Origin of the sequence: Nocardia sp. NBC_01009 (assembly GCF_045208035.1) — a bacterium.
In the GTDB taxonomy this organism is placed as follows: Bacteria; Actinomycetota; Actinomycetes; order Mycobacteriales; family Mycobacteriaceae; genus Nocardia.
This window is the reverse complement of sequence record NZ_CP108695.1, coordinates 2,206,139-2,228,475: the sequence shown is the minus strand read 5'-3', so window position 1 is coordinate 2,228,475 and position 22,337 is coordinate 2,206,139. Positions and strand designations below refer to the sequence as shown.

At 67.1% G+C, this 22,337-nt stretch carries 19 protein-coding genes; 4 read left to right on the top strand and 15 right to left on the bottom strand.

All coding sequences use genetic code 11. The features are described 5' to 3' along the window. Positions 1-26 precede the first annotated feature (26 nt). Complete coding sequence (locus tag OHA42_RS09770; RefSeq protein ID WP_406236348.1) at positions 27-839, top strand: GntR family transcriptional regulator; 813 nt, start codon at positions 27-29, stop codon at positions 837-839. Continuing rightward, positions 836-1,441, top strand: coding sequence for a GNAT family N-acetyltransferase (locus tag OHA42_RS09765; protein ID WP_406236346.1), 606 nt, complete (start codon positions 836-838; stop codon positions 1,439-1,441). Before OHA42_RS09770 ends, OHA42_RS09765 begins: the two co-directional genes overlap by 4 nt. A gap of 9 nt (positions 1,442-1,450) precedes the next feature. On the opposite strand, the gene eccCa is transcribed toward OHA42_RS09765, so the two are convergent. Genes eccCa through eccD form a run of 3 tightly spaced genes read right to left on the bottom strand, consistent with a single transcriptional unit; the run spans position 1,451 to position 8,375 of the window. Further along, positions 1,451-5,503, bottom strand: a complete 4,053-nt coding sequence (gene eccCa / locus OHA42_RS09760) for a type VII secretion protein EccCa (protein WP_406236344.1) — start codon at positions 5,501-5,503, stop codon at positions 1,451-1,453. A 5-nt stretch (positions 5,504-5,508) separates the two neighbouring features. Further along, positions 5,509-6,894 carry a type VII secretion-associated serine protease mycosin gene (mycP, locus tag OHA42_RS09755; RefSeq protein WP_406239251.1) on the bottom strand — a complete coding sequence of 462 codons (1,386 nt, stop codon included), beginning with the start codon at positions 6,892-6,894 and terminating at the stop codon, positions 5,509-5,511. Positions 6,895-6,911: 17 nt separating this feature from the next. Further along, positions 6,912-8,375 (bottom strand): type VII secretion integral membrane protein EccD, encoded by a 1,464-nt coding sequence (gene eccD / locus OHA42_RS09750; RefSeq protein WP_406236342.1) that lies wholly within the window; start codon positions 8,373-8,375, stop codon positions 6,912-6,914. A gap of 287 nt (positions 8,376-8,662) precedes the next feature. Here eccD and eccA point away from each other — a divergent pair, with 287 nt between their 5' ends. Next, positions 8,663-10,486 carry a type VII secretion AAA-ATPase EccA gene (eccA, locus tag OHA42_RS09745; RefSeq protein ID WP_406236340.1) on the top strand — a complete coding sequence of 608 codons (1,824 nt, stop codon included), beginning with the start codon at positions 8,663-8,665 and terminating at the stop codon, positions 10,484-10,486. Positions 10,487-10,513: 27 nt separating this feature from the next. Here the strand turns inward: eccA and eccB are convergent, their stop codons facing one another. Beyond that, complete coding sequence (eccB, locus tag OHA42_RS09740) at positions 10,514-12,010, bottom strand: type VII secretion protein EccB (RefSeq protein WP_406236338.1); 1,497 nt, start codon at positions 12,008-12,010, stop codon at positions 10,514-10,516. A gap of 226 nt (positions 12,011-12,236) precedes the next feature. Here eccB and eccE point away from each other — a divergent pair, with 226 nt between their 5' ends. Next, positions 12,237-13,958 (top strand): type VII secretion protein EccE, encoded by a 1,722-nt coding sequence (gene eccE / locus OHA42_RS09735; protein WP_406236336.1) that lies wholly within the window; start codon positions 12,237-12,239, stop codon positions 13,956-13,958. Between the two features lie 156 nt (positions 13,959-14,114). On the opposite strand, the gene OHA42_RS09730 is transcribed toward eccE, so the two are convergent. The 11 genes from OHA42_RS09730 to OHA42_RS09680 all read right to left on the bottom strand — a co-directional run bounded on the left by OHA42_RS09730 (position 14,115) and on the right by OHA42_RS09680 (position 22,118). Beyond that, complete coding sequence (locus OHA42_RS09730) at positions 14,115-14,402, bottom strand: WXG100 family type VII secretion target (RefSeq protein WP_406236334.1); 288 nt, start codon at positions 14,400-14,402, stop codon at positions 14,115-14,117. Positions 14,403-14,462: 60 nt separating this feature from the next. Next, the gene (locus OHA42_RS09725) at positions 14,463-14,762 is read right to left on the bottom strand and encodes a WXG100 family type VII secretion target (RefSeq protein WP_406236332.1); all 300 of its coding nucleotides are present in this window, start codon (positions 14,760-14,762) and stop codon (positions 14,463-14,465) included. A 92-nt stretch (positions 14,763-14,854) separates the two neighbouring features. Beyond that, the gene (locus tag OHA42_RS09720) at positions 14,855-15,637 is read right to left on the bottom strand and encodes an ESX secretion-associated protein EspG (RefSeq protein WP_406239250.1); all 783 of its coding nucleotides are present in this window, start codon (positions 15,635-15,637) and stop codon (positions 14,855-14,857) included. Between the two features lie 5 nt (positions 15,638-15,642). Then, positions 15,643-16,629, bottom strand: a complete 987-nt coding sequence (locus tag OHA42_RS09715) for a PPE domain-containing protein (protein ID WP_406236330.1) — start codon at positions 16,627-16,629, stop codon at positions 15,643-15,645. A gap of 25 nt (positions 16,630-16,654) precedes the next feature. Further along, positions 16,655-16,984: a PE domain-containing protein gene (locus OHA42_RS09710; RefSeq protein WP_406236328.1), complete on the bottom strand. Its 330-nt coding sequence runs from the start codon at positions 16,982-16,984 to the stop codon at positions 16,655-16,657. A 38-nt stretch (positions 16,985-17,022) separates the two neighbouring features. Continuing rightward, positions 17,023-18,348 carry a hypothetical protein gene (locus OHA42_RS09705; protein ID WP_406236326.1) on the bottom strand — a complete coding sequence of 442 codons (1,326 nt, stop codon included), beginning with the start codon at positions 18,346-18,348 and terminating at the stop codon, positions 17,023-17,025. Beyond that, complete coding sequence (locus tag OHA42_RS09700; protein WP_406236324.1) at positions 18,348-18,650, bottom strand: hypothetical protein; 303 nt, start codon at positions 18,648-18,650, stop codon at positions 18,348-18,350. Before OHA42_RS09700 ends, OHA42_RS09705 begins: the two co-directional genes overlap by 1 nt. A gap of 127 nt (positions 18,651-18,777) precedes the next feature. After that, positions 18,778-19,083 (bottom strand): YbaB/EbfC family nucleoid-associated protein, encoded by a 306-nt coding sequence (locus OHA42_RS09695; protein ID WP_406236322.1) that lies wholly within the window; start codon positions 19,081-19,083, stop codon positions 18,778-18,780. 16 nt (positions 19,084-19,099) lie between these two features. Next, positions 19,100-19,441: a hypothetical protein gene (locus OHA42_RS09690; RefSeq protein ID WP_406236320.1), complete on the bottom strand. Its 342-nt coding sequence runs from the start codon at positions 19,439-19,441 to the stop codon at positions 19,100-19,102. Positions 19,442-19,452: 11 nt separating this feature from the next. Then, complete coding sequence (locus OHA42_RS09685) at positions 19,453-20,238, bottom strand: ESX secretion-associated protein EspG (protein WP_406236318.1); 786 nt, start codon at positions 20,236-20,238, stop codon at positions 19,453-19,455. Beyond that, positions 20,235-22,118 (bottom strand): hypothetical protein, encoded by a 1,884-nt coding sequence (locus OHA42_RS09680; RefSeq protein ID WP_406236316.1) that lies wholly within the window; start codon positions 22,116-22,118, stop codon positions 20,235-20,237. Before OHA42_RS09680 ends, OHA42_RS09685 begins: the two co-directional genes overlap by 4 nt. Between the last annotated feature and the right edge of the window lie 219 nt (positions 22,119-22,337).

Here is a 22,337-nt window from a genome sequence, read left to right as displayed (position 1 = left end):
GTTACCTGCACGACTGACCGAGGAGCATGATGGCGGACGGTCCGACGTATCGCCGGATCGCAGACCTCCTGCGCGAGGAGATCCGCGCAGGCAAGTGGCATCCGGGTGATCGACTGCCCAGTCACACCGAGCTGGCCGATCAGATGGAAGTCTCGATCACGACTGCTCGCAACGCTATTCAGGTGCTTGTCGCCGAAAATCTGGTCTATACAGCTACTTCCCGTGGGACGATCGTGCGAAGCCAGGAGGTGCTGGAATCGGTTGTCACCAACCATATCCGGCCGGATCGCCCGCAGTCGGCGCACGACATTTTCGAGGAGATCGCGCGGGCGGCGCATCGGGAACCCGCCAAGGAGTTCAGCGCCAGGATGGAACCGGCCAGCCCGCAGGTCGCCCTGTGGCTCGGCGTGTCGGAGGACTCGTGGGTGCTGGCCCGAACGGTCGTTCAGTACCTGGACAACGAGCCTTGGTCGTGGGAGGTCAGCTTCTACCCGAGGGACCTGGCCGAGAGCACCGGTATCGACTCACCGCACGATATCCCCGAGGGCACGACCAGGCGGCTGGCCGATCGCGGCCACGCCGAGACCGCGCACCGGGACACCCTGGCCGCCAGGCCCGCCAGCGCCGAGGAGGCCATCGTCCTCGGTGTCGCGACCGGGACCATTCTGCTCGATCACCTGCGGATCGGCGCCAACAACGAGCGGGTCACCCGCGCTACCCGGCACCGGTCGATCGCCACGCGCAACAGACTCGCCTACGAACTCGGCGACGACGCGGGCACCGCGGTCATCCGACGCGCGCTCGGCACCTCCTACAGGCCAGGCATTTCGTTGCCATGACGACCGTGATTCGCCAGGCGACCTTCGGCGATCTCGGCACGATCTGCCGCCTGCGGGTCCAGCGCACGTCATGGCTCACCGCGCGCGGCTCCGACCAATGGACGGTGGCCGGCCGTGGGCTGCCCATCGAGATCTTCGCCAGGGCGGTCGGCCGAGCACTGGAAGCGAGCGAAACCTGGATCGCCGAGGTCTCGGGCGAACCGGCGGGGACGATCACCGTCAACCACCACGCCGACATCGGACTGTGGTCGCCATGGGAACTGGCCGATGCGGTGGTCGTCCACTTCATGATCGTCGACCTCCGCTTCGCCGGCCAGCGCGTCGGTGACCGACTACTAGCCCACGCGGGCATGCTCGCCCACCGCCGACAGCGCACCTGGGTCCGTCTCGACGCCTGGACCACCAACAACGACCTACACGACTACTACCGCCGAGCAGGCTTCCGCCTGGCCCGCATCGCGGGCCCGATGGCCACCGGCCCTTCCGGCGCACTCTTCGAACGGCGCGCCGACAGTTGGAATTACGAAGCCGCCGCGCCGAATCCGGCCACCGGGCAGCCGATCGCAGAAGTCGCGCTCGAGGCTGCGCAGCCCGCTAATTGACGCCGAGCGTCACAATGGCGGCAGATGCGCGATCTGCACCATTTCCTGCCCCCGCGAACGGGATACGAGGATACCGCGCCCCGGCGGCAGCTTGGTCGGACGGACATCACCGATGATCTTTCCTTCGTCCTTGGGTCCGCTCATGATCAGCGCGTCGACCGACAGGTTCTTCATACCACCGAGCACGTGGTCATACAGCGCTCTCGATACACCGCCGGTGCGGCGGGTGACGATCAGGTGCATGCCGATGTCGCGGGCCTGGGGAAGGTACTCGAGGAGCGCGAACAGCGGGTTGCCGTTGGAGCCCGCGGCGATCATGTCGTAATCGTCGACAACGATGTAGATTTCGGGCCCGCTCCACCAACTGCGCTCACGCAGCTGCTGCGGTGTGATGTCGGAGCCCGGGATGCGCCTGGATAGATACCGGGCGAGCTCATTGAGCATCGGACCGGAGGTCTGTGACGAGGTGGAATAGCCCGCAAGCTGGTCCTCGTCGACGACGCCGAGCATGGTGCGGCGGTAGTCGATCATGATGATCCGCGCTTGCTCGCTCGTCGAGTTCTCGGTGATGCCCATGACGATATTGCGCAGCAGCGTCGTCTTGCCGGACTCGACGTCGGCGAAAGCCATGAAGTGCGGTTCGGCACCGAAATCGAGGACGAACGGGTCCAATTCGTTCTCGCCGAGCCCGACGACGACCCTGGTCGGGCCGAGTTCGATATCGTGTTCCTTCGCGATCTTCAGCACCTGCTCGCGGCTGATCTCGAGTGGCAGCATCCGCACCTCGGGTGCGCGCCTACCGCGATACAACTGCTCCAGCTGTGCCTTCGCCTGGCCGACACCGTCGGCCAGGGTCTGCGGATCGGAGTCGGAGTCCAGTCGCGGCAGCGCGATGAGCAAGTGCAGCTCATCGGGCGTCAGGCCGCGGCCCGACCTGCCCACTGGCACCAGACCCGCACTGCGCCTGCCCATTTCGGAGTCGGACGGGTCACCGAGGCGCAGCTCCAGCCGGGTGCCGATCTGATCCTTGACGTTCGGCCTGATCTCCGCCCAGCGCGAGGCGCCGAGTACCAGGTGGATACCGTAGGAAAGGCCCTGTGCCGCAATGGCGTTGATCTGCGGTTCGAGAGTGTCGAATTCCTCGCGTACCACGGCCCAGCCGTCGATGACGAGGAAGACGTCACCGAACTGGTCGGCGGCGAACGGATCGTTCGGCGCGGCCTGGGTGCCATTGATCAGTCGCGCCTCCAGCTGGGCGTACTTGCGCCGCCGGAACTCGACCATGGATTCGATGCCCAGTTCGCTGAATCGCTCCTCGCGCTGGCGCATCAGGCTGGTCAGCTCCGCGATGGTGCGGCGCACCCGGTCGCTGTCCAGCCGACCGGCCACCGATCCGACGTGCGGCAGTCCCGACAGGCCCGCCAGGCTGCCGCCGCCGAAATCCAGGCAGTAGAACTGGACCTGCTCGGGGCTGTGGGTGGCTGCGGCGGCCATGATGATGGTGCGCAGGGTCGTCGACTTCCCCGACTGCGGACCACCGACGACGGCGACATTGCCCTGGGCGCCTGCCAATTGGATGGTCAGCACGTCACGTCGCTGCTCGTAAGGCTTGTCGATGACGCCGATCGGCAGCCACAGCTGACCGTGCCGGTTGACCGGAGAACGCCAATCCGGGTCGGGCAGCAGCATGTCGACCGTCGGTGACTCGTCCAGCGGCGGCAGCCACACTTCATGCGCGGGACGGCCGTGTCCGGTAAGACGTTTCACGACCACTTGGAGCAACGTCTCCGGAATGCCCTCTTCCTCGGGCGTTTCCGAGGGCGACGGCGGAAGGTCGGGCAGACCGACGCGCACCGGCTCCGATTCGGGCCGCGCCCGCGCCTCGACCGGTGCAGCAGTGAACACCGTCGGCGACTGCCCACCGAACAGCCTGCCGTCCACCTGCCTTGCGCCACGCGGTGAGACATAGGGACCCGATACGTAGGTGGCGTTGAACCGCAGCGGATCGTCGGCATCGCTCTTGAGGTAGGCGGAACCGGGAACGCCGGGCAGGTGATAGGCGTCGGTGATGCCGAGCACCGCGCGAGACTCGTTGGCGGAGAAGGTGCGCAGACCGATGCGGTAGGACAGGTGCGAGTCGAGTCCGCGCAGCTTGTTCTCCTCCAGCCGCTGTGATGCCAGCAGCAGGTGCACGTGCAGCGAACGACCGAGGCGGCCGATCATCACGAACAGATCCGCGAAATCCGGTTTCTGCGAGAGCAGTTCGGAGAACTCGTCGACCACCACGAACAATGCGGGCAGCGGGTCGAGAGCCACCCCTGCGGCGCGCGCTTTCTCGTAATCGGTGACGTTGGCATAGTTTCCCGCCGAACGCAGCAATTCTTGGCGGCGGTTCATCTCACCGGCGAGCGCATCCTTCATCCGGTCGACCATCGAGAGCTCTTCCTCGAGGTTCGTGATGACCGCGGCGACGTGCGGCAGCGAGTCCAGACCGAGGAAGGTCGCACCACCCTTGAAGTCGACGAGCACCAGGTTCAGTGCGTCGGGAGAATGCGTCGTCACCAGCGAGAGCACCAGCGTGCGCAGGAACTCCGACTTGCCGGAACCGGTTGCACCGATGCACAACCCGTGCGGCCCCATGCCGTTCTCGGCGGATTCTTTGATGTCGATGTCGACCGGCGTCCCGTCCGGCGTCACCCCGATGGGTACCCGCAACCGCTCACGGGCGGTGCGTGGCCGCCAGACCTTCGCCGGATCTATCTGCGCGGCATCCGGAATCTTCAGCAGCGCCATCAGTCCGGGGTCGGCGCGGGTGTCATCGCCGAGGCTGACGATCTGCGCCGCGGTGGCGATCCGGTAGCGGGCCAGATCGCGGGCGAAGGCCTCGGACTCGGCGACGCTCACCGCATCGGCGGTGGCGAATTTCTCGGTGCCGCTGGCACTCTTGGCACTCACCTCGCCGCCCGCGGTCACCAGTTGCAGACCGCGGCGCGCGGCGAGGCCGTTCTCCGGCGCGGTCAGATCGAGCACGGTGACCGAGTCCAGGCCCGATTCGCTGATCAGCCGCTCGGTGCCGTTGACGTATCCGTCATCGATCACGACGACCAGTTGCAGCCTGCCCTGCGTCGGCTGCGGATTGCGCATGAAGCGGCCCCGCTCGAGCAGCTCCGAGGCCAGTGCCGTCTCCAGTTCGGCCAGCGACCCGTACATCATCCTCGCCGAGCCGACGCCATCACGAACAGTCGGATGTTGCAGGTGTGGAATCCATTTCGCCCATGCCCAGGCGGGCCCGTCCGGATCCGCGCAGACGATGGCGATCGCGACATGATCGGGGCCGTGAAATGCGGTGAGCTCCATCAACATGGCGCGCGCCAGCATTCTGGATTCTCCCGGAACGCCACCGATATTGATGGCGGGAAACGCGCGCAGCGAGACCGCGGTCGGCAAGCGGTGCACCACCGAATGGGTGCGCACGAACCGGCGCAACGCGACCGTCGACACCGGCTCCAGATCCTCGAGTGGACCGGTCTCCGGCCGAGCCAGCTTGGTCGCCAGCCGATGACTGCCGACCCCGACCCGCACGTGTCCGAAATCCGGGTCGGCCGGGCGGCGCTCCCACATGCGCCGGGTGCCGATCACCGACGGCAGGTCGATCGGTTCGGGATGGCTCCAGATCAGCGCTTCGAGCTGCTTGCCGCCGGTCCGCCTGACCTCCCTGCGCATCTGGTCCAGATACCGGAAGTAGTCCTTGCGTTCTTCGTTGAGTTCGCTTGCGCCCTTGGGCCCTTGGCCCCGCATCCCCATCATCATGCCGCCCATCGACATGAGCATCATCATCGGGAACATCATCATGAACGGGTTGGCGAGCAGGCTGCGTCCCATCATCACCATCATCGCGATCATGCCGACGACAGCGACCACCATGACAACCGGCATCAGCTTCATCAGCAGCGGGCCCGGCACGGCACGTTGAATCTCAGGCGGCGAGTTCAGGGCTACTTCGCCGCCGGGCGCGCGCGGCGGTGCGATGCGCGGACGACGCACGAAACCTTCGGTAACCATGGGTTCTACCCCTCTGTCGCGTCGGAATCGAGGTCGGCGACGGCGCGTTCGCGCCGGAACGGAATCGACACCGCGGCACCGAGTCCCAGCACCACCAAACAGGTGATGGAACCGATGACCGCAATACGGCGCGGCAGCGGATCAGGTCCGGGCGGGCGCACCGGTGCGGCGATCGGGCGGGGCACATCCGCACCCGCGCTCACCGGTTGGTCCGGCAGCTGCGCGGTGAGCGCGGCCAGTGGATCGATCAGGCCGTGGCCGATCCGGTCGTCGCGCCCCTGCCCGGGGGCCAGCGCGGTGCGGGTGATCCGGTCGATGACCTGACCCGCGGTGAGTTCCGGGAATCTGGCGCGCACCAGCGCCGCGAGCCCGGAGACGTAGGGCGCGGCGAAACTCGTGCCGTTGATGGGGCGCGGGCCTTCCTCGGTTTGCGCGCTGTCGACCAGTCCGGTGCCGCCCGGCTTGCTGTCGAGCGACACGATCTCTCTGCCGATCGCGGCCGCACCGACCCATGGTCCGTGCAGTGAGATCGGGGTGGCCTTGCCGTCGGGGTCGACCGAGGCCACCGACAGCACGTAGGGCTGGAACCAGGCGGGGCTTGCAATGGTCTGCACGCTCCCCCAGCCCGACCCTTCGTTCTGCTTCTCGCACGCGCCGCCGGAGGTGATGTTGCCTGCCGCGGCCACCACGACCACGTTGCGTTCATAGGCGTATCCGACTGCGGCGCCGAGTGTTGCGTCCGCGGTGTCGCCACCGGCCGGGGTGCACGCCACCTCGGAGATATTGATGACGGTGGCGCCCATGTCGACGGCGCGAATCACCGCCGCCGCCATGGTGAGCACGTTGCCGTAGCCGGAGCTGGCCACCGCGCCCGGCGTCTTGTCGTTACGGCGGTCCTTGGCTTCGTAGGCCAGGCTGTACTGGCGAATGGTCAGGATCTCCGCGTCGGGCGCGACACCGGAGAAGGCGTCGTCGGGACTCGGCCGGGCCGCGATGATGCCCGCGACCAAGGTGCCGTGACCATCGCAGTCGGCGGTGCCGTCGGTGTCGGACACGTAGTCACCGCCGGCCTGTAGCGCAGGCAATCGGGGATGCCGATTGACTCCGGTGTCGATGACCGCGACCTTCTGGCCAGCGCCACGACTGAACTGCCAGGCCGCAGGCAGCTCGAGCACCCGCTGAGCCAGTGGTGCGTCGACCGCGGCGCCACGGATGTTCAGCGGTTCGCTGCACAACTGTTTCTGCTCGGTCGGCTCCGGTGGCGCGGCCCTGCCGCTGAGCGCCTGCGCGATGCCGAAGGCGCCGGGGTCGATCGCCGGCGGTGGCACCGCAGCGGCCGGAGCGGCCCACCCGAACGCGGATACACTGAGTATCGCGGCGGTGCAAGCCATTCCGAGCGCGCGAGCTGTCATAGATTCCGGGCCATCGAATACACGCCCATGATCCAGAGCACCAGCGGTATCACCGCGACGATCAACAGGTACTCGACGATCTCCATGGCCCGCCTCGTCACCGGCGTCACCTCGAGGCGCGGACCGATCACCCCGAAGACCAGCACCCCCGCCGCAAAGGCAAGCAGCAGCATCCCGGTGAGCAACACCAGGTCCGCATCGCCGAGCGCCAGCCCGGTGACGAGCCCGAGCACGATGAGGCAGCCGCCCGCGATCAGCACGCAGGCCTGGACCAGATCGGCGAACGAACGACCGCGCAGGGCGAGAATCACCGCGGCGATCACCGCGAGCGTAATGCCCTGCCAGCGTGCGGATCCCAGCGGATCGGCCGCACCGAGCGCGCCGAACACCGCCGCGAGCGAGCAGCCGACCAGCATGCCGGTCTGGTAGTTGTTGGCCGCGCGCGCCCGCTGACCGAGTCCGGCGGCCGACGGCAGTGCGGTGGCGCCGATCGCGCCGATACCCTCGATGGTCGGCCGCTGCTCGTGATCGGCGGGATCGATCGCGCCGCCCGCGGTCGGCACCGGCGGCACCGGCAAGCGCGCGAGCACTGCGGCCAGCCTCGGCACCATGGAAATCATGGTGATCGCCGCAACCAACGCTGCGGCCGCGATCTTCGGCAGCGCCGGGTCCCACACCATGCGCACCAGCGCGGCAACGCCACCGAACAACGCCGTTGTCACCGCCGCCGCGCACAGCGCGCCCCCCGTTGCGGTGGCACGGTAGACGACAGCGGCAGCCACGATGGTCGCCGAAAAGCCCAGCAGCAGATGGGGACTGCCGATCCGGCCCGGCACGAACAGCACGGCGCCGCCGAAGAACAGCAGCAGCGCGCACAGCGACAGCCAGGTGGCGGTCAGTTGGTCACGGTACTTGCGTGCTGCGATGACCGCGGCCACGGTGGCGATGATCGCCACCCCGGTCGCCAGGAACGGCGCGGCGAGTCCACCGGAGTGCGCGCGTCGCGCGGCGAGCAGTGCGATTGCCAGCACCACGGCAACCAGCGCAGTGATCAGGCCGGTCCACCGCGCGGCGGCAGGTGACCAACCTCGGAAGTCGTCGGCGGTGAGCCGCGACACCGCATCGATGACATCGTCGAACAGCGCGGGCGACTCTTTCGCGGTGACCGAGCGCAGTACGAGCAACTCGCCGTCGTACACCTCGGCCTCGGTGAGACTTCGACTGGGCGCGATGGCATCTCGGCCGAGTCGGGCCAGGGTCCAGTGCTCGGTGTGCAGCGGGGTGTCCCCGTCGTCGCTCTCGATGACATCGGGGTTACGGGACTCGATGAGTGCGACAAGATCACCGATGAAAGTGGCGATCGGCACCGTCGCGGGTAGTCCGACATCGAGCTGGGTATTTCCGCCGATGACGGAGACTCGGCACAGTTCGGGTTCAGCGGCTCGCGAGCCACTGCTCATCGGCTCGGTCAATTGCTGAACGACCCCAACTCATTTGTGAACGACCCAGACACTTGCTTCAGCAGCCTACCTGTCGAACCAACTCAAAACTTCGGCTTCGCACCTACCGCGCACTCGTTGTGCATAGGCGGCGATGTGGTTGTCGCACACGTTGCAACGTACTGGCAGCAAAACCTAATGTATCGGACGGGCCGTGCGCATGCGATCGCTAAGCTGAATCGAAAGATGAACTCAGTCAATCGTTCCAACCAAAAATAGCTCCAACAAGACTTCGGGGTTCGACTGCAATGACGGGCAATCGCCAAGCACAACGCGCCTTCGACGCCGGAATCCTGTCGCTGGGTCTGACCATCGATGGACAGGAATCGGCCCGCGACCTCGAGTACGCGAAATTGGCTTTTCAGCGGGCCACCGAATGGGATCCGACCATGTGCGATGCGTGGCTGGGGCGCGCGGCGGCGGGCGACGTGACCACCGAGGTCCTCTACAACCTGTACAAGACCAGCGGCACAACCCTTTTCCGGGAGCAGCGCAGGCTCGGGCTCGCGCCGCGCGCGCTGGCAGGCCGCTTCCTTGCCGGTCTGTACATCGACTATCCGCTGGCCGGCTACACCGAGATCTGGTTGGCGCAGGCGGCGCAGCTGATCGCCGACCGGGAGTACGACGAGGCCGAGCGAGTGCTCGACGAGCTGGCCACGCATCGCAGGTCCATGCTCTCGGACACCGATCGTGAGATCGACGATCGGATCAGCGCCTATATCCGCGGCGTCCTGCACTTCAATACTCAGCGCTGGCCGGATGTCATGGCCGTGCTCGCGGGCTCCGCCGAGTGGGACGACACCTACCTGGCGGCAGGCGCGCACGTGATGGTCGGCTCGGCGTGTGCCCAGCTCGGTCTGTTCGGCGAGGCGATCCGCAGGATGGAGCAGGCCGAGTCCGGCCCTATCCCGGCGGCGCGGACCACCGCCATGTTCTGCCGCGGGTTATGCCTGCGCGAGACCGGCAATGAGGAAGAAGCGCAGGCACTGTTCGAGAAAGTGTATTCGCAGGCACCGGATTTCGCCGCGAACACCGCGGCCATGCGCGACCGCACTTACCGCATCACGGTGACGAGCAAGGAATCGATCGACGCGCGCACCAATCGCTGGGATCCCGCCTCCGCGCCGTCGGTCGAACAGCTGCAGAGCGCCGACGCCGAGGACCGGGCCAAGCGGATCCTGGCCGAGGCGCGCGCCGAGCTGGACAAGCAGGTCGGCCTCGCCTCGGTGAAGACCCAGGTGGCCAAGCTACAGGCAACGGCGCAACTGGCCAAGATCAGGACCGAGAAGGGCATGGCCAGCATGGCCCGCGGCAATCACCTGGTCTTCACCGGTCCGCCGGGCACCGGCAAAACGACTATCGCCAGGGTCGTCGCCAAAATCTATTGCGGTGTCGGCCTACTGAAGACCGACAAGGTGGTCGAGGCCAAGCGGATGGACTTCGTCGGCCAGCACCTCGGCAGCACCGCGATCAAGACCGACAAGCTGATCGACACCGCGATGGACGGCGTGCTGTTCATCGACGAGGCATACACGCTGATCCAGACCGGTCTATCCGGCGGTGACGCCTTCGGTCGCGAGGCGGTGGACACGCTGCTGGCCAGGATGGAGAACGACCGTGATCGCCTGGTGGTGATCATCGCGGGCTACGACGGGGAGATCGATCGGCTGCTCGCCTCGAACGACGGTCTGTCCTCGCGTTTCGCCAAACGCCTGCAGTTCCCGTCCTACACACCGGCCGAACTCGGCGAGATCGGCAAGCTCATCGCCGCAGCGCGTGACTCCGAATTGTCCGAAGGCGCGGTCGAATTGCTGGAACGCGCCTGCGAAGACCTGTACAACTCCGAGCGCACCGATCAGAGCGGGCAGCCGCGACGCGGCATCGATCTGGCAGGCAACGGCCGGTTCGTCCGCAACATCATCGAGGCCGCGGAGGAAGAGCGCGAGTTCCGCCTGGCCAACGACGATTCGCTCGACCTGACGGCCGTCGACAGGTCCGTGCTGATGCGCATCGAGGCGCCCGATATGGAGGCGGCACTGAGCGCCGTGCTCGCCTCGCTCGGCGTTGCCTGACCGACCGATCGACGACCCGCCTCCGGGTTACTTTGTCGTGGTGACGGTATCGCGTTCGACCAGCGCGTCCGGCTTGGACAGGGTGGGTCCCGCGACGAGTCGACCGATGATGGCTCCCGGAGCCAGGCGCGGTTCCGTGCCGAGGCCCAGCACCTGGGCGGTCTCGATGTCCGGTATGCCGTAGCGGATTCCATTGTCCGCGACGTAGAACATCGGGCCGCGGCGCAGGCTGCCCCCTTCAGTGCCGGTCACCTGCACGAATTCACCGGACGACGGCGGAATGTAGGCGGCGTCCACCCGATCGCCGGTGCCGTCGGCAGTGGCGAGCGGCACCGGTTTGGCGGAGTCGGCAAGTGGCAATGTGGTGCCGAGCAGCAGTGTCGCCGCAGCGCGGTCGACCGGTCCGTCGATGGCATCCTCATTGCGCTGCTGGGTCTTCGACCAGGCGACACAGGCGACCGGCGCGTCCTCGGCCGACGCGATCTTCGGTGTGTTGGCCGGGAAATCGTCTACCGGAATCCGGTGCAGCACCGGCATGTTGGTCAACACGTCCGGCGGCACCGATTTGATTTCGCGCATGCCTTGGGAATTCGCGCTGCGGATCACCTGCGCGGTGAAGTCGGAGATGCGCTGCACACCGTCGGCGAGCACCACATACAGCTCCGAGCGATCGTTGCGGCCGACACCGCCGACCGCGACGACGCCACCGACCGGTACCTCGGACAACCGCCCCGGCCCGGGCTGACCTGCCTGCGGAATGTCCGGCGGCGTCAGCGGTGGCACCGCGGTGACAGCGTCCAACAGGCTGGTTCCGATGGGCCGCGGCTTGCGCCCGGCCAAGGTCATCGACCGAGCCATCACCGAGTTCGCCGGGTCGAGTTCCGCACGCTTGCCGTCGTAGATCAGATAGGTCTTGTCGCCGCGCCGCACCAACAGGGATTCTTCGGCAGCGGCGACCCGAATATGGTCGTCCAGCACGGGTTTTCCCGCAAGGACCGTGGTGCGCACGCCGGTGGCCGACGCCGCGCTTCCGGTGATCGATAGTTCGACCGACTCGCACAGCGACCAGTCCGATCGGTTGCCCTGCCGCGACCCGGGCAAGGCCGCGGGCGCACCGGGAATGCCCAGCATCGGCCCGCGCGGCAGCGCAGCCAGCTTGCTGTCTTTGACCGAGTTCGGCGACTCACTGCTGCCGCTGATCAGCCGGGCCGAGGCCAGATTGAGCACCGGATGCAGCGTCTTGTTCTTGTCGGCGTCGGTGACGACGACATACAGCGCGCCACTTTCCTTGCCCATCACGATGTTCGCGTCGCCGATGGAGCCCTGTGGACGCAGGAAAGCCAGGATCGCCGCGCCGGCCACCACGAGCAGGCCGAGGATGGCGCCGACGAACATCGACCTGAGCTGAGAGCGCATCGGATCGTGCAGCATCCGAACATCGCGACGCACCAGTGCGTGATCCAGGCGCCGGAGCAAGAACCGGTATCCATTGACCTGGGCCTTGGTGGTCAGCTGAGCCGGCACGTGGCCTCCATCGAACTACGTCTCCATCCAATTGCGCTCTCGAAATTCACTGTATCGGCTCGACCACTCGCACCGCCAACGCCTTTGCGGCGCGGTACTGTTAGCGAAACAGACCCCACGGCCGACAAACTCAGGCCACCACCGGTATTCAACCCAGGGGCTAATTATCGTGAGCGAGGCCGTCCACGTGCAGCAAACCAACTCCGGTGAATCAGTGGAAAATTCAGTGAACTCACAATTACGTGACCCTGAATTCTGGCTGTTTCGGCAGATGCCATTGCGGCTCATCATCCCTATCGCGCTGGCCGCCGCCGCGGCGGCATGGATCGCGACCGCGTTCGACTTACCAACCATAGCCGTGGTCACTATCGGCGCGGTGGTTTTTCTCGCAGGCGCTGCGCCGGTGCGGCAAGGAAATCCGCGCACCCTCGCAGGGATGCTCGGGCGCACCGTCACTTTCCGCTGGCACCGCGCGCGGTCGAAGCCCGTCGACAGCAGCGCGGCGGCATTGGATATGCCGCTGCCCGAGGGGGGCAGTTACGGCGTGCGCTGGGACGGCGATCTGCTGACTACGATGCTGCGCATCGACCCGCCGCCGGACGCGCTGACCCTGCTGCGGCGCGGCTCGCTCTCTACCGACCAGGTCCTTCCGCTCACCGAGATCGCCCGCTGCCTCGGCCAATTCGACATCAGCCTGGCCTCGATCGATGTGATCAGCACCGGGGCGCGGACCGTCGGCGCAGGTGCGGTCGCCCAGCTCTACGACCGCATCCTCGGCCCGCTGCCCGCCATCGCCCACCGGACGGTGTGGCTGGTGCTTCGCCTCGACCCGCTGGCCAATGCCCAGGCGGTGGACAATCGCGGCGGTGGCGGCACCGGCGCGCTGCGCACTGCGATCATCGCGACCCGCCGCGTGGCCAATCGGCTCGCGGCGCGCGACATCTCCGCTTCGGTGCTGACCGCAGTGGAGATGAACGCCGCGGTGCGCACGCTCACCCGCGGCACGACGATCGACGAGTTGACCGAAACACCGAAATCGCTTGTGCACGACGGCGTTCACCTCACCAGCTACGAGATCGGGCCCGAGTTGATCGGCTCGCATGGCTTCGCCGACATCTGGGCGACGCCGAGCCTCAGCACCACTGTGACTGTTCGACTGCGGCCGGGCTCGACCCGTGCCGCCGCAGCACGCGGCTCCGCATCGCCGCCGGTCATCCTCGGCGCGCTGGTCCGTTTCGATACCGCCGCCGAACCGCTCGACCCGCCCGTACCCGGGCTGCGCACCCTGCCGGGGCAGCAATCGAGGGCGCTGCTCGATTGCCTACCCATCCGCAGCGGGCACGGCGCCAGGGGCGCGGGCGACTATCGCGGCCCGCTGTCCGCACTCAGCGGGATCGCGGTGCCCACCGCAGGCTGCGGTCAGCTGATCGGCGCCGACGACCTCGGGCATGGCATCGCCGTGCCGCTGATCGGTGACGGCACCCGGCATCTCGAAGTCGTCGGCGAACTGGATCTGGCCCAGCAGGTGATCCTGCGGGCCATCGCGCTCGGCGCGCACGCCGTCGTGCACACCGACCGACCCGACGCCTGGCATTCCATGGTCGCGAATGTCGATGCACCGCATCTGCTTTCGCTGGCCCCGCGCTATACCACCGCGAGTCAGCACCCGACGCCGGTTCCGCAGTCCGGCACGCCTTTTCCCGCGGCGACCGTCGTGGTCTTCGACGGCATCGCGCCCACCGCGCTGACCGGCGGCGCGACCATCGTGCATGTGCGGCCGCCCGGGCAGCCGGCCGGACAATTCGATGCCGACGTCGTGTTGACCCAGGACCCCGCGGCACGCAACCTCATCACGGTGCGCACCTCCGCCGCGAGCGCGACCGTCAATATGGTCACCACGCCGGACGAGATGCGCTACATCGGCGAATCTCTCACCGCGGCACGATAACCCGACACGACGCAGCTCATACCGCACGCGGCCGACCGAGAGCAGGCTGCTCCCGGTCGGCCGTTGCCGTACCGCTCGGACGCCGTGGCCCCGATCGCGGGCGAGAGCGCGGTGCAGTGCGCTCTCGACCGCGGCCGGGTGGCCGGATCGCCTCGATCAGAGACCGGCGAAGCCGTCGCCGATCTTGCCGTCGGTGCCCAGAGCGCGGTGCAGTGCGCTCTCGACCGCGGCGGCGATCTTGTTCAGGACCTGGAGCATGTGCTCGTGCTCGTCGGTCCAGCCCTTGTAGGTCTTCTCGAACTCCACCAGGGCGGCGTTGTCCTGCCAAGCCTTGCGCAGGTTGTTGCCCGCGTCGTTCATGTCCTGCGAACGGTCGATGAGGGCCTGACGAAAACCCTGCAGGTCGTGGAACAGCGTGACCATTTTGGCCTTGCTATATTCCATTGCTCCATCTGCCATGATGACATTCCTCCAAATATGAATTGCCTGGTGCCGCTGTACCGCTCAGAGGCGGATCATCTTGAACTCGTCCTCGCCCTCGGCGTCGGTGCGCTGGAACTGGACGGTGCCGGTGCCAACCTGCTCGCTGATCCGGTCGAGCCGGTCGTTGAGCACCTTGGCCTCGTCGTCCCACATGCGCGATGCGTCCATGAACGCCACGCGCGCATCGCCGGACCAGCCGGTTGCCGAGTGCACTTCGTCGGAAATCTGCTGGAGCACGAACTTCATCGCCGCTACCGCGTCCGCCATGTCGCCTTGGGCGCCTTTCGCGGTCGCATGATCGGCGTATACACCATCACCCATGATCAAACCTTTCGTATCGTGATTCGAATACCCGGAAACGATGCCGGTCGGCATCGCCGGAAGGTTGGCGAGCTACTGCGCGCCCTTCGGGTCTACTGCGGCAGCCACCTTCCCCCGGGCAGTGATTCGATCAGAGCCGAAATCGCTTGCGCGATACGGTGATCGGTGCCCGGTGTAACTGTGGACCACACTTGCCGGTCCGCCGCGATCCCGGGCGCGGCCACAATGCGACCGCGTCCGGTGTCATACACCGCGACCGCGCCGGGCGGTCGGGTGGTCTGGCCGTCGAGATGGGCGTAGGCCACGATCTCGGCGAAGCTGTGGCAGGAGGCGAAGGCCATCCCGTAGGCGACGGCGTCGCGATCGGCGACGCCGAGTGCGTAGACGGCATCGGTGAAGTCCGCGGAAGTCTGTGCCGCCGCGAGGCGTTCGCTCAGCGCACTCGACGGCGCGCTGAAATTCATCACATCCGCGGGCTCCCCCGGTCCGAGCGCGGCCAGCAGCGGACGGATGAGGGCGGCGCCGGAGCCGTCGGCCCACACCGCCCCGATGTCGAAACTGTCACCGGCGCGCACCGCGAGCGCATGCTGTTCGGCGCGCCTGGCCAGGCAGATCCTCGTCGAATCGATGCCGGTGAAGATCCGCGCGACGAGTTCGACATCCGGCTGCGCCAACGTATGCAGTGCGGCCGCCAGGTCCGGATCGACCTCGCCGTCGGAGTCGATCACACCGGCGCCGACGAGCGCAGTCACCGCGCGCTGCTGGGCCGCGGTCCACTCGGCGAACGAATCCTGTTGCGGTGCCATCGAAAGCACCAGCGGCAGGGTCTGCACGCCGAGCCGGTCGGCCACCGCGAGCAGTCCATCGTTGGTCATCGTTGTCACGGGGAACCTCCCGTGCCGGCCCGGCCCGCGGCAGACGCGGGCGGTTCGGGTGCACCGAGTACCGCAGGGGCGGCAACGACTCCGAGTTCGGGGCCGAGCGCATCGACGCCCGCATCGGACGCGCGTGACTGGTACTGCTCTTCCTCCTGCGCCATCGCCGCGCCGGGCGCCATGGCTCCCGGCACCATCGGCATCGCGGCCGCACTCGACGTCGACGCCGGAACCGGCTGCGGAGCAACCGTTTCCACCGGCTCGTTGATCGGTGCAAGCACCGGCGCACGGTAGGCGGTCAGCACCCGAGGCGGCGCGACGGCGCCGAACCCGCCCGGCAGGAACATCCCCGGCGCAACGGCGGGCAGTGCGGCCGTCGTCGCGGCCTCGGCCACCGGCGTAGTCGTCTGCTCGGCTTCCAGCGCGGCGGGTGTCGCGATCACCGGCGGCTGCTGCTGAATCCACGGTGTCGCCAGCGGCTCGGTGGCCGCCTCATAGCTGCGCATCACCCTGGAGGCCGCCGCCTTGGCCAGGTCCGCGTCCGCATCGTGTTCCGCGGCCACCGCGCGCAATGGTGCGCCGAGCGCGCCGGTGACCTGCTCCAGCATCCGCTGCACGGCCTGAATCGCTTCGATCTCGGCGGTGTGCGGCATGGTCAGCCTGGCGAGTTCATACGCAGCGGCTTGCGTCTGGGCGTGCACGGCATTGTTGCCCGCGGCCGTCGCCGCATCCGTCAGCCATTCACGCAGCATCGAAATGCGGTCCAGCACCGGACCACTCGTGGTGGACTGCCATGCGCCGCGTATCGATGCCACGATCAGTTCGTATTCCGCGACCGCAGTACCGAAACTCGCGGCCAGTCGGGCCCACTCCGCGCCCGCCTCGGCCATCGGCACCGCACCCGGCCCGGTGGAAATCTCGCGCGCCAGTCGATCCGGCTCGCGAGCTTCCCACACCACCCCGGTGAAGCCGGGCTGCGGTGGTTCGATCATTGCTGCTCCGTGTGATGATCCGCCGTCACGCCGCGCCTGCGCCGAAATCGGCGGCGCTGTCGCTTTCGGCGCGCCCGAACTGCGCCGCCTGGGTGCGCAGTGTCGCGGCCAGCTTCCTGATTTCCAGAATTCCCGCGGACGCGCTCTCGGTGTACGAGGAGGCGACATCGCTCATGGTCTGCGCCGCGCGCACCGACACCTCGTCGAGCCCTGCCGACGGAATGGTCAGCGACGTCGCACCGGAGCGCAGATCTCGCTCCAGCCGATCGGCCAACCCGTCGAGCCGGACGGCGGCATTGCGCGCCGCCACCGGGTCGAACACCACTCCGTCGAAATCCACACCGCTGCTTGCCATGGCAACCTCCTCCAGATCCGAACCGTGCCGCACACCCCTCAGAGCGTGAGTTCCTTGTCGGGCGGCGGTTCGGACGCTTGCTCGGTCGCGCCGACCACCGGCAGCGAGACCCCATCGATATCGCCGACGACCTCGTCGCCGTGTTGCCCGGAAACCAGGAAGCCGGGCAGGTCGCTGCCGGCGTCTCCGGCGCGGCTGCCCGCGGCCCCTGCCGCGCCGTAGGGCATCATGCCCGGGCTGCCCGGCGCGGACCCGCCGGGACGAACGCCGCCCCCGGGTTCCATTGCGGACGAGCCAGTTCCGAGGCTCGACGCACCCGGCAGCGGACCCATGCTCGCGACCCTGGTCCCCGAGTACGGGCTCAGCGGCGTCGAGGCCGCGGCCACACCGCCGATGCCGCCACCGCCGATGCCGCCACCGCCGAAACCACCACCGCCGAAACCACCACCACCGCCACTTGCCTCGGCCTTGGCCGCGTCTTCCTCGCGTGCTTTGCGGTCGGCTTCTTCTTCGGCCTTCGCAGCGACATCGGCCGGTTTGGGTGCGAGCAACTGCGAACTCGCGGTTGCCAACTGGCTCGCGGTCTGCACGCCGGTGGTCGCCAGCGTCATCAGCGGCGTGAGCATCTGCATCATTTGCGCCATCTGCTGCGCCGAGTCGACGCCCTTGGGTGCGTTGGTGACCTTCACCTTCTGACCGGTCTGCGTCATATTCGCCGAGTGCCCGGTCATCTCGACCCGAGTCTTGGCGACCACGGCGGTCGCTTCGGTCAACGCCTCGGTGCTTGCGGCCACCAAGAACAATTGTCCACCAGGGGTGCCGAGCAGCGGCGCCGCGGCGGTCATGGTGGCGAGGTATTTCGCGATGATCGCGGCGAGCAGCGCCCCACCGGTCGCGACGGAAGTGGCGGCGGTGCCCAGCACCGCCTTCTCCTGCGTGCCCTGCGCGGCGACCTTCCCGCCGTCCTCCTGGGCCTGCGTGGCCTTCTCCGCGGCCTGCATCGCGGCCATGCCCTGCCACATCGACATCACGGTCTGAACCGCGGTGGCGCCCAGCGTCATCGCGGTCTGCAGCGCGGTGGTGATGCCCGAAAGCGCCTGTGTCGGGTCGGTTCCGCCGCCTGCGCCCGCGCCGAGCGCGCCGGTGCCGAAACTGCTTGCCAGATCGGTGAGTGGCCGGGCAAGGGCCGAAAGATCGATGACGGGCAGCGGCGGTAGTTCGGGCAGCGGTGGCAGGCCGGAGATTTCCGGCAGCGGCCCGAGCCCCATGTCCTTCAGGATGTCGTTCACAGGTCGGTCGATCAGCGGCGCGAGCGCACTGCCGCGCAGCAGATCCACGATCGTCGGGTCTAGTGGCGGGTTCATCAGGCGCTGCCGGCGGCGCCGAATTCGGCGATGGAAGCCGCTTCGTTCACCTCGTACGCGGTGGCGCCCTGATGCGCGGTCAACGCGGTGCCTGCATGCACCGCCGCGAGTTCGAACACCGAGGAGACATGATTGCTCTGCGCATAAGCGAAGGACATCAGGAAGTCCTGGCCGATCAGGCCGAAGACCGGCACGGCCGCGGCAATGGTCGCTGTTTGGTCGAATGCCCCCGCCGTGGCGACTCCGGTCGCCATCGCTACCGCGGCATCCCCGTACCGGCGAATCGCATCAGGTGTTGCCACGAGTTCGCTCATCGTAATCCCCGATCCAGTAATGCAATTGACCAACTATTTAAAGATACCAACCGATCTGCGCGAATCGGTAGGAAGTTTTCAGTAACAATGATGTAATTCCGTAGACAGCGGATGTCTACTCGGCGACCTCCTCGTTGAAGGCGGTGACGATCTCGCCACGCAGCTCGAAGGCCCGCCGGGCGGCCGCCGCTGCCGTAGCGACCAGCGTGGTCTCGAATTCAGCCGGTGAAAGCCGTGAAATCGCCTGTGAGAATTCAAGATTCAGTAGCGCGCCATCGCCGTCGACCTCGGCGGTGATCGACCCGTCCTGCGCCGTCTCACGCGCCCGGACCGCCGCCATGTCTTCGGCGAGTCCGCGCATTCGGTACAGCCGTCGCTGCACACTGGCCATCAGTTCGTCCATCGTTTCGTACATGCTCATCGACCTCCGCCCCGGTCTACACCGATCGCAGCCAGCTGCGCGGCTCGGTCTCGTACTCCTGCTCCTCGGCAATCTCTTGGCGGGCCACATCTTCCGAGGTAGGCAGCCCGAGCAGGGCGAGCATGTCGCCCGACATCCCGGCCGCCTCCAGTTCCGCCCGCCGGATCAGCCCCGCCCGGTTGGCCGCCTGTTTGCACAATCGAAGCACCTCGGCGGCCAAACCGCCGGGGTCGCGGCGCAATTCCGCGGGATCGACCGAAATTCCCAGCGGCAGACCCTGTTCGGTGGTGCGCACCGATATCGCACCGCTTCGCGAGGTCGTGGACCAGCCGTCCGAATTTGTTTGCTGTTCATCCATTCTGACACCTCTCAGATCCGCTCATCCTTGATCGCGCGCACAATCGCGGCAATCCTGGTGTTGATCATCAAGATCATTCTTTTGCGATCGGCGGCCACCGCAAGCGGTGGATTTTGATCATCGATCACATATCGGCCGTCTTCTTCAAGATCACGCCAACCGATTCGATAGCGGGTAATACCGCGCGGACCGAACAGTGAACGGCCTTGGACGATATCGATGACGCCGATACTCGGGGTCGGCGTGTCCAGAAACCGTTGGGCACGCTCGGCGAACGAATCGGCGAACGAATCGTGCACGGCCGACGCACCGTAGGAATAGTCCATATCGTCACTGCCCGGCTGTGCTGGCAGCGCGATGTCGGACAGCCGACCGGGATCGGCCTTCGGCATCGCATCTACCACCGTGTCCGCCAGCGCTACGGCATCGCATTCGGTGACTGTGAAACCGCTGGAGTCCCAATACGTCACACCGGGCTGCGCGGCCACGAGGTATCCGCGATCACCACGTCGGACCGCGAGCATGCGCAGCAACGCGGCGGGCGTGCGCGGCTCGCGCCCGTCCCAGCCGCTGACCGCTACCCACACGTCCGGGCGCACGATCGCGGCAAGCGGATCGTCGAAGGACCTGCCCAGCCGGTGCCGCACCGCACTCGAGGCCTCGGCCTTCTGCCGCTCGAATTCGTCGTGCCGAGGCACCGTCGTCGTGAAGTAGAACGGCCACGGCAGACCCTCGCCCTCCTCGGCGAACCAAAGGGCGTAGAACTCGAGGTCGGTGAACTTCCAGGTCCGAATCATTTCTCCACAACAGGTTTGGCGACAACGGGTGCCGCACCGAGCGCCTCGTCGAGGTGCTCGATGGAGTCCAGATAGTCGGCGCGCTTGTGTTCCTTCTGGCCGCCCTGGTTCGCGCCCTGGCCTGCGGGGCCCATGCCGCCGGGCGCACCGGGCGCGCCTGGGCCCGTGGCCAATCCGGCACGACCGGCCGCCGCGGCCGCGGCTTCGGTGAGCGCGGCCCGCGGGAACAGCTTGGCGCTCTGTGCCGCGGCGTTGGTCAGACCCGCGCCCGCGCCGGCACCGCCGCCACCAGCGCCGCCGCCGCCCTTGCCCGCACCGCCGCCACCGGCCTTGAGCGCGTCCTTGCCCAGCGCCGACAGCGCGGACGGCAGGCCGGACAGTCCCGAAAGGCCCGCTGTCTGCATATCTTTCGCCATGGCCTGCTGCGCCGCCGCCATGCCCTGTTCCACGGCTTTCTGGGCGGCGTCCATGCCTTGCTGCATGCCCTGCTGCACCTGCTGCACAGCCTGATCGACGGCTTGCTTGCCGGCTTGCTGCTGCGCCTGCTGCTGTGCGATGCGCTGTTGCTCGGCGTAGCGCTGCTCTGCGGCCTTCTGTTGCTTCTCGTATTCGGCGTTGCGTGCCTTCGCGTCCTTCTCCGCCTGCTGCTGCGCCTTGTCGAATGCCTTCTGCTGATCGGCGAGAGCCTGCTGGGACTTCTTGAAGGCGGCTTGCTGGGCGGTGGTGGAGGCGGTTCCGTTGCCGCCCGTGCCACCGCCGTCGCCGCCGGGACGTTCGGTGGTGCGCGGGTCGGGCTTCGGCATCTGAATCCCGGTCGGCGGGGGAAGCACCGGAAGCACCGAACTGGCGTCGACGCCGGGCTTGTACCAATTCCGGAAGGTGTCCTGGGCGCGACGGACCGCGGCGTTCTCCTCGTCGATCGTGGGGATCGCGTACTCACCGTTCGCGCCCGGCTGCGGCATTCCGGCCTTCATCACGGCCGTCCACACCGAGCCGTCCAACAAGAGCTGACCGATCTTGCGCATACTGACGGTGAGCTGGCGGCCGGTGCCGACGAGCCGATCGACAGCGCCCTTGGCGGTGTCGGCGCCATCGCCCTTCCACTCGGTCTTGGTGAGTCCGTCGATACTGCTGCCCAGGGTGGAGAACGCCATCTCCAGCCGGGACGCCATTCGCCACCAGTCCCCACCCATCATCACGAGGCCGTTGGACTTCTCGTTGAGCGCGTACCACATCGCCACCGAGTTATCCCAGGTCATGATCTCGGGCGGTTCCATATTGGTGTTGATCGTCTGGGTGGCAGGCCCGTTCGCCGCAATCGCAGGGGGCCCGCCGTACTTGTCGCCCCCACCCCACTTCGGCATTTCGGGATCGGCGTCGATCCACTTCCACCCGTTGCCGGGATCGTACTTGCGCATCATCATCTCGCCTGCGACGGCTGCGGCGGTCAGCGCGGTCCCTTTGCCCTTCAGATTCTTCAGCTCTTCGAACGCTGCCTGCGAGGCATCCTCGGTGTTCTTCACCATGTGTCCGGCAATGATGAATGCCTCGGCCAGATCTTCCAGCGACTTCTTATACGCAGGCAGGGTCTTGTCGATCAGTTCGACGCCGACATCCTGAAAGGCGCGCGAGAGAATTTTGCCTGAACCGAGACTGCCGAAGTGGTCGACATGCTCCATGTCGGTGTACTGCGACTTCTGTTGCGCCGATGCGGATTCCCCATAAGGACTCTTGAAGTCACCTGCCGCGACATCGAACACGGCAAGAGCGTCCGCCACGAACTGGGCCGCCTTGGGCGCCGTGTCCGGCTTGATCGTGAACACACCGTTCTTCGCCTGGTTTTTCAGGCCCGACCACGGGTTGTCGCCGCTACCGGCCATCGAACGACCTCCTGCCTAGCTCGACGTCGCCGCGCGCCGCGGCACCCGCCCATTTCTGCACGTCCCGACACCGATCGGCCGCGAGCTGTGCCGCGCGAATCTGCTCGGCTCCGGAACCCCGATCATCCCACGAACGAGTCGATCGGCCGGTGACCGAATCGTGATATTGCCGGGAATGAGGCGCGTAGCGAATATGCTTGGCGCGCTGCGTCCCTGGTG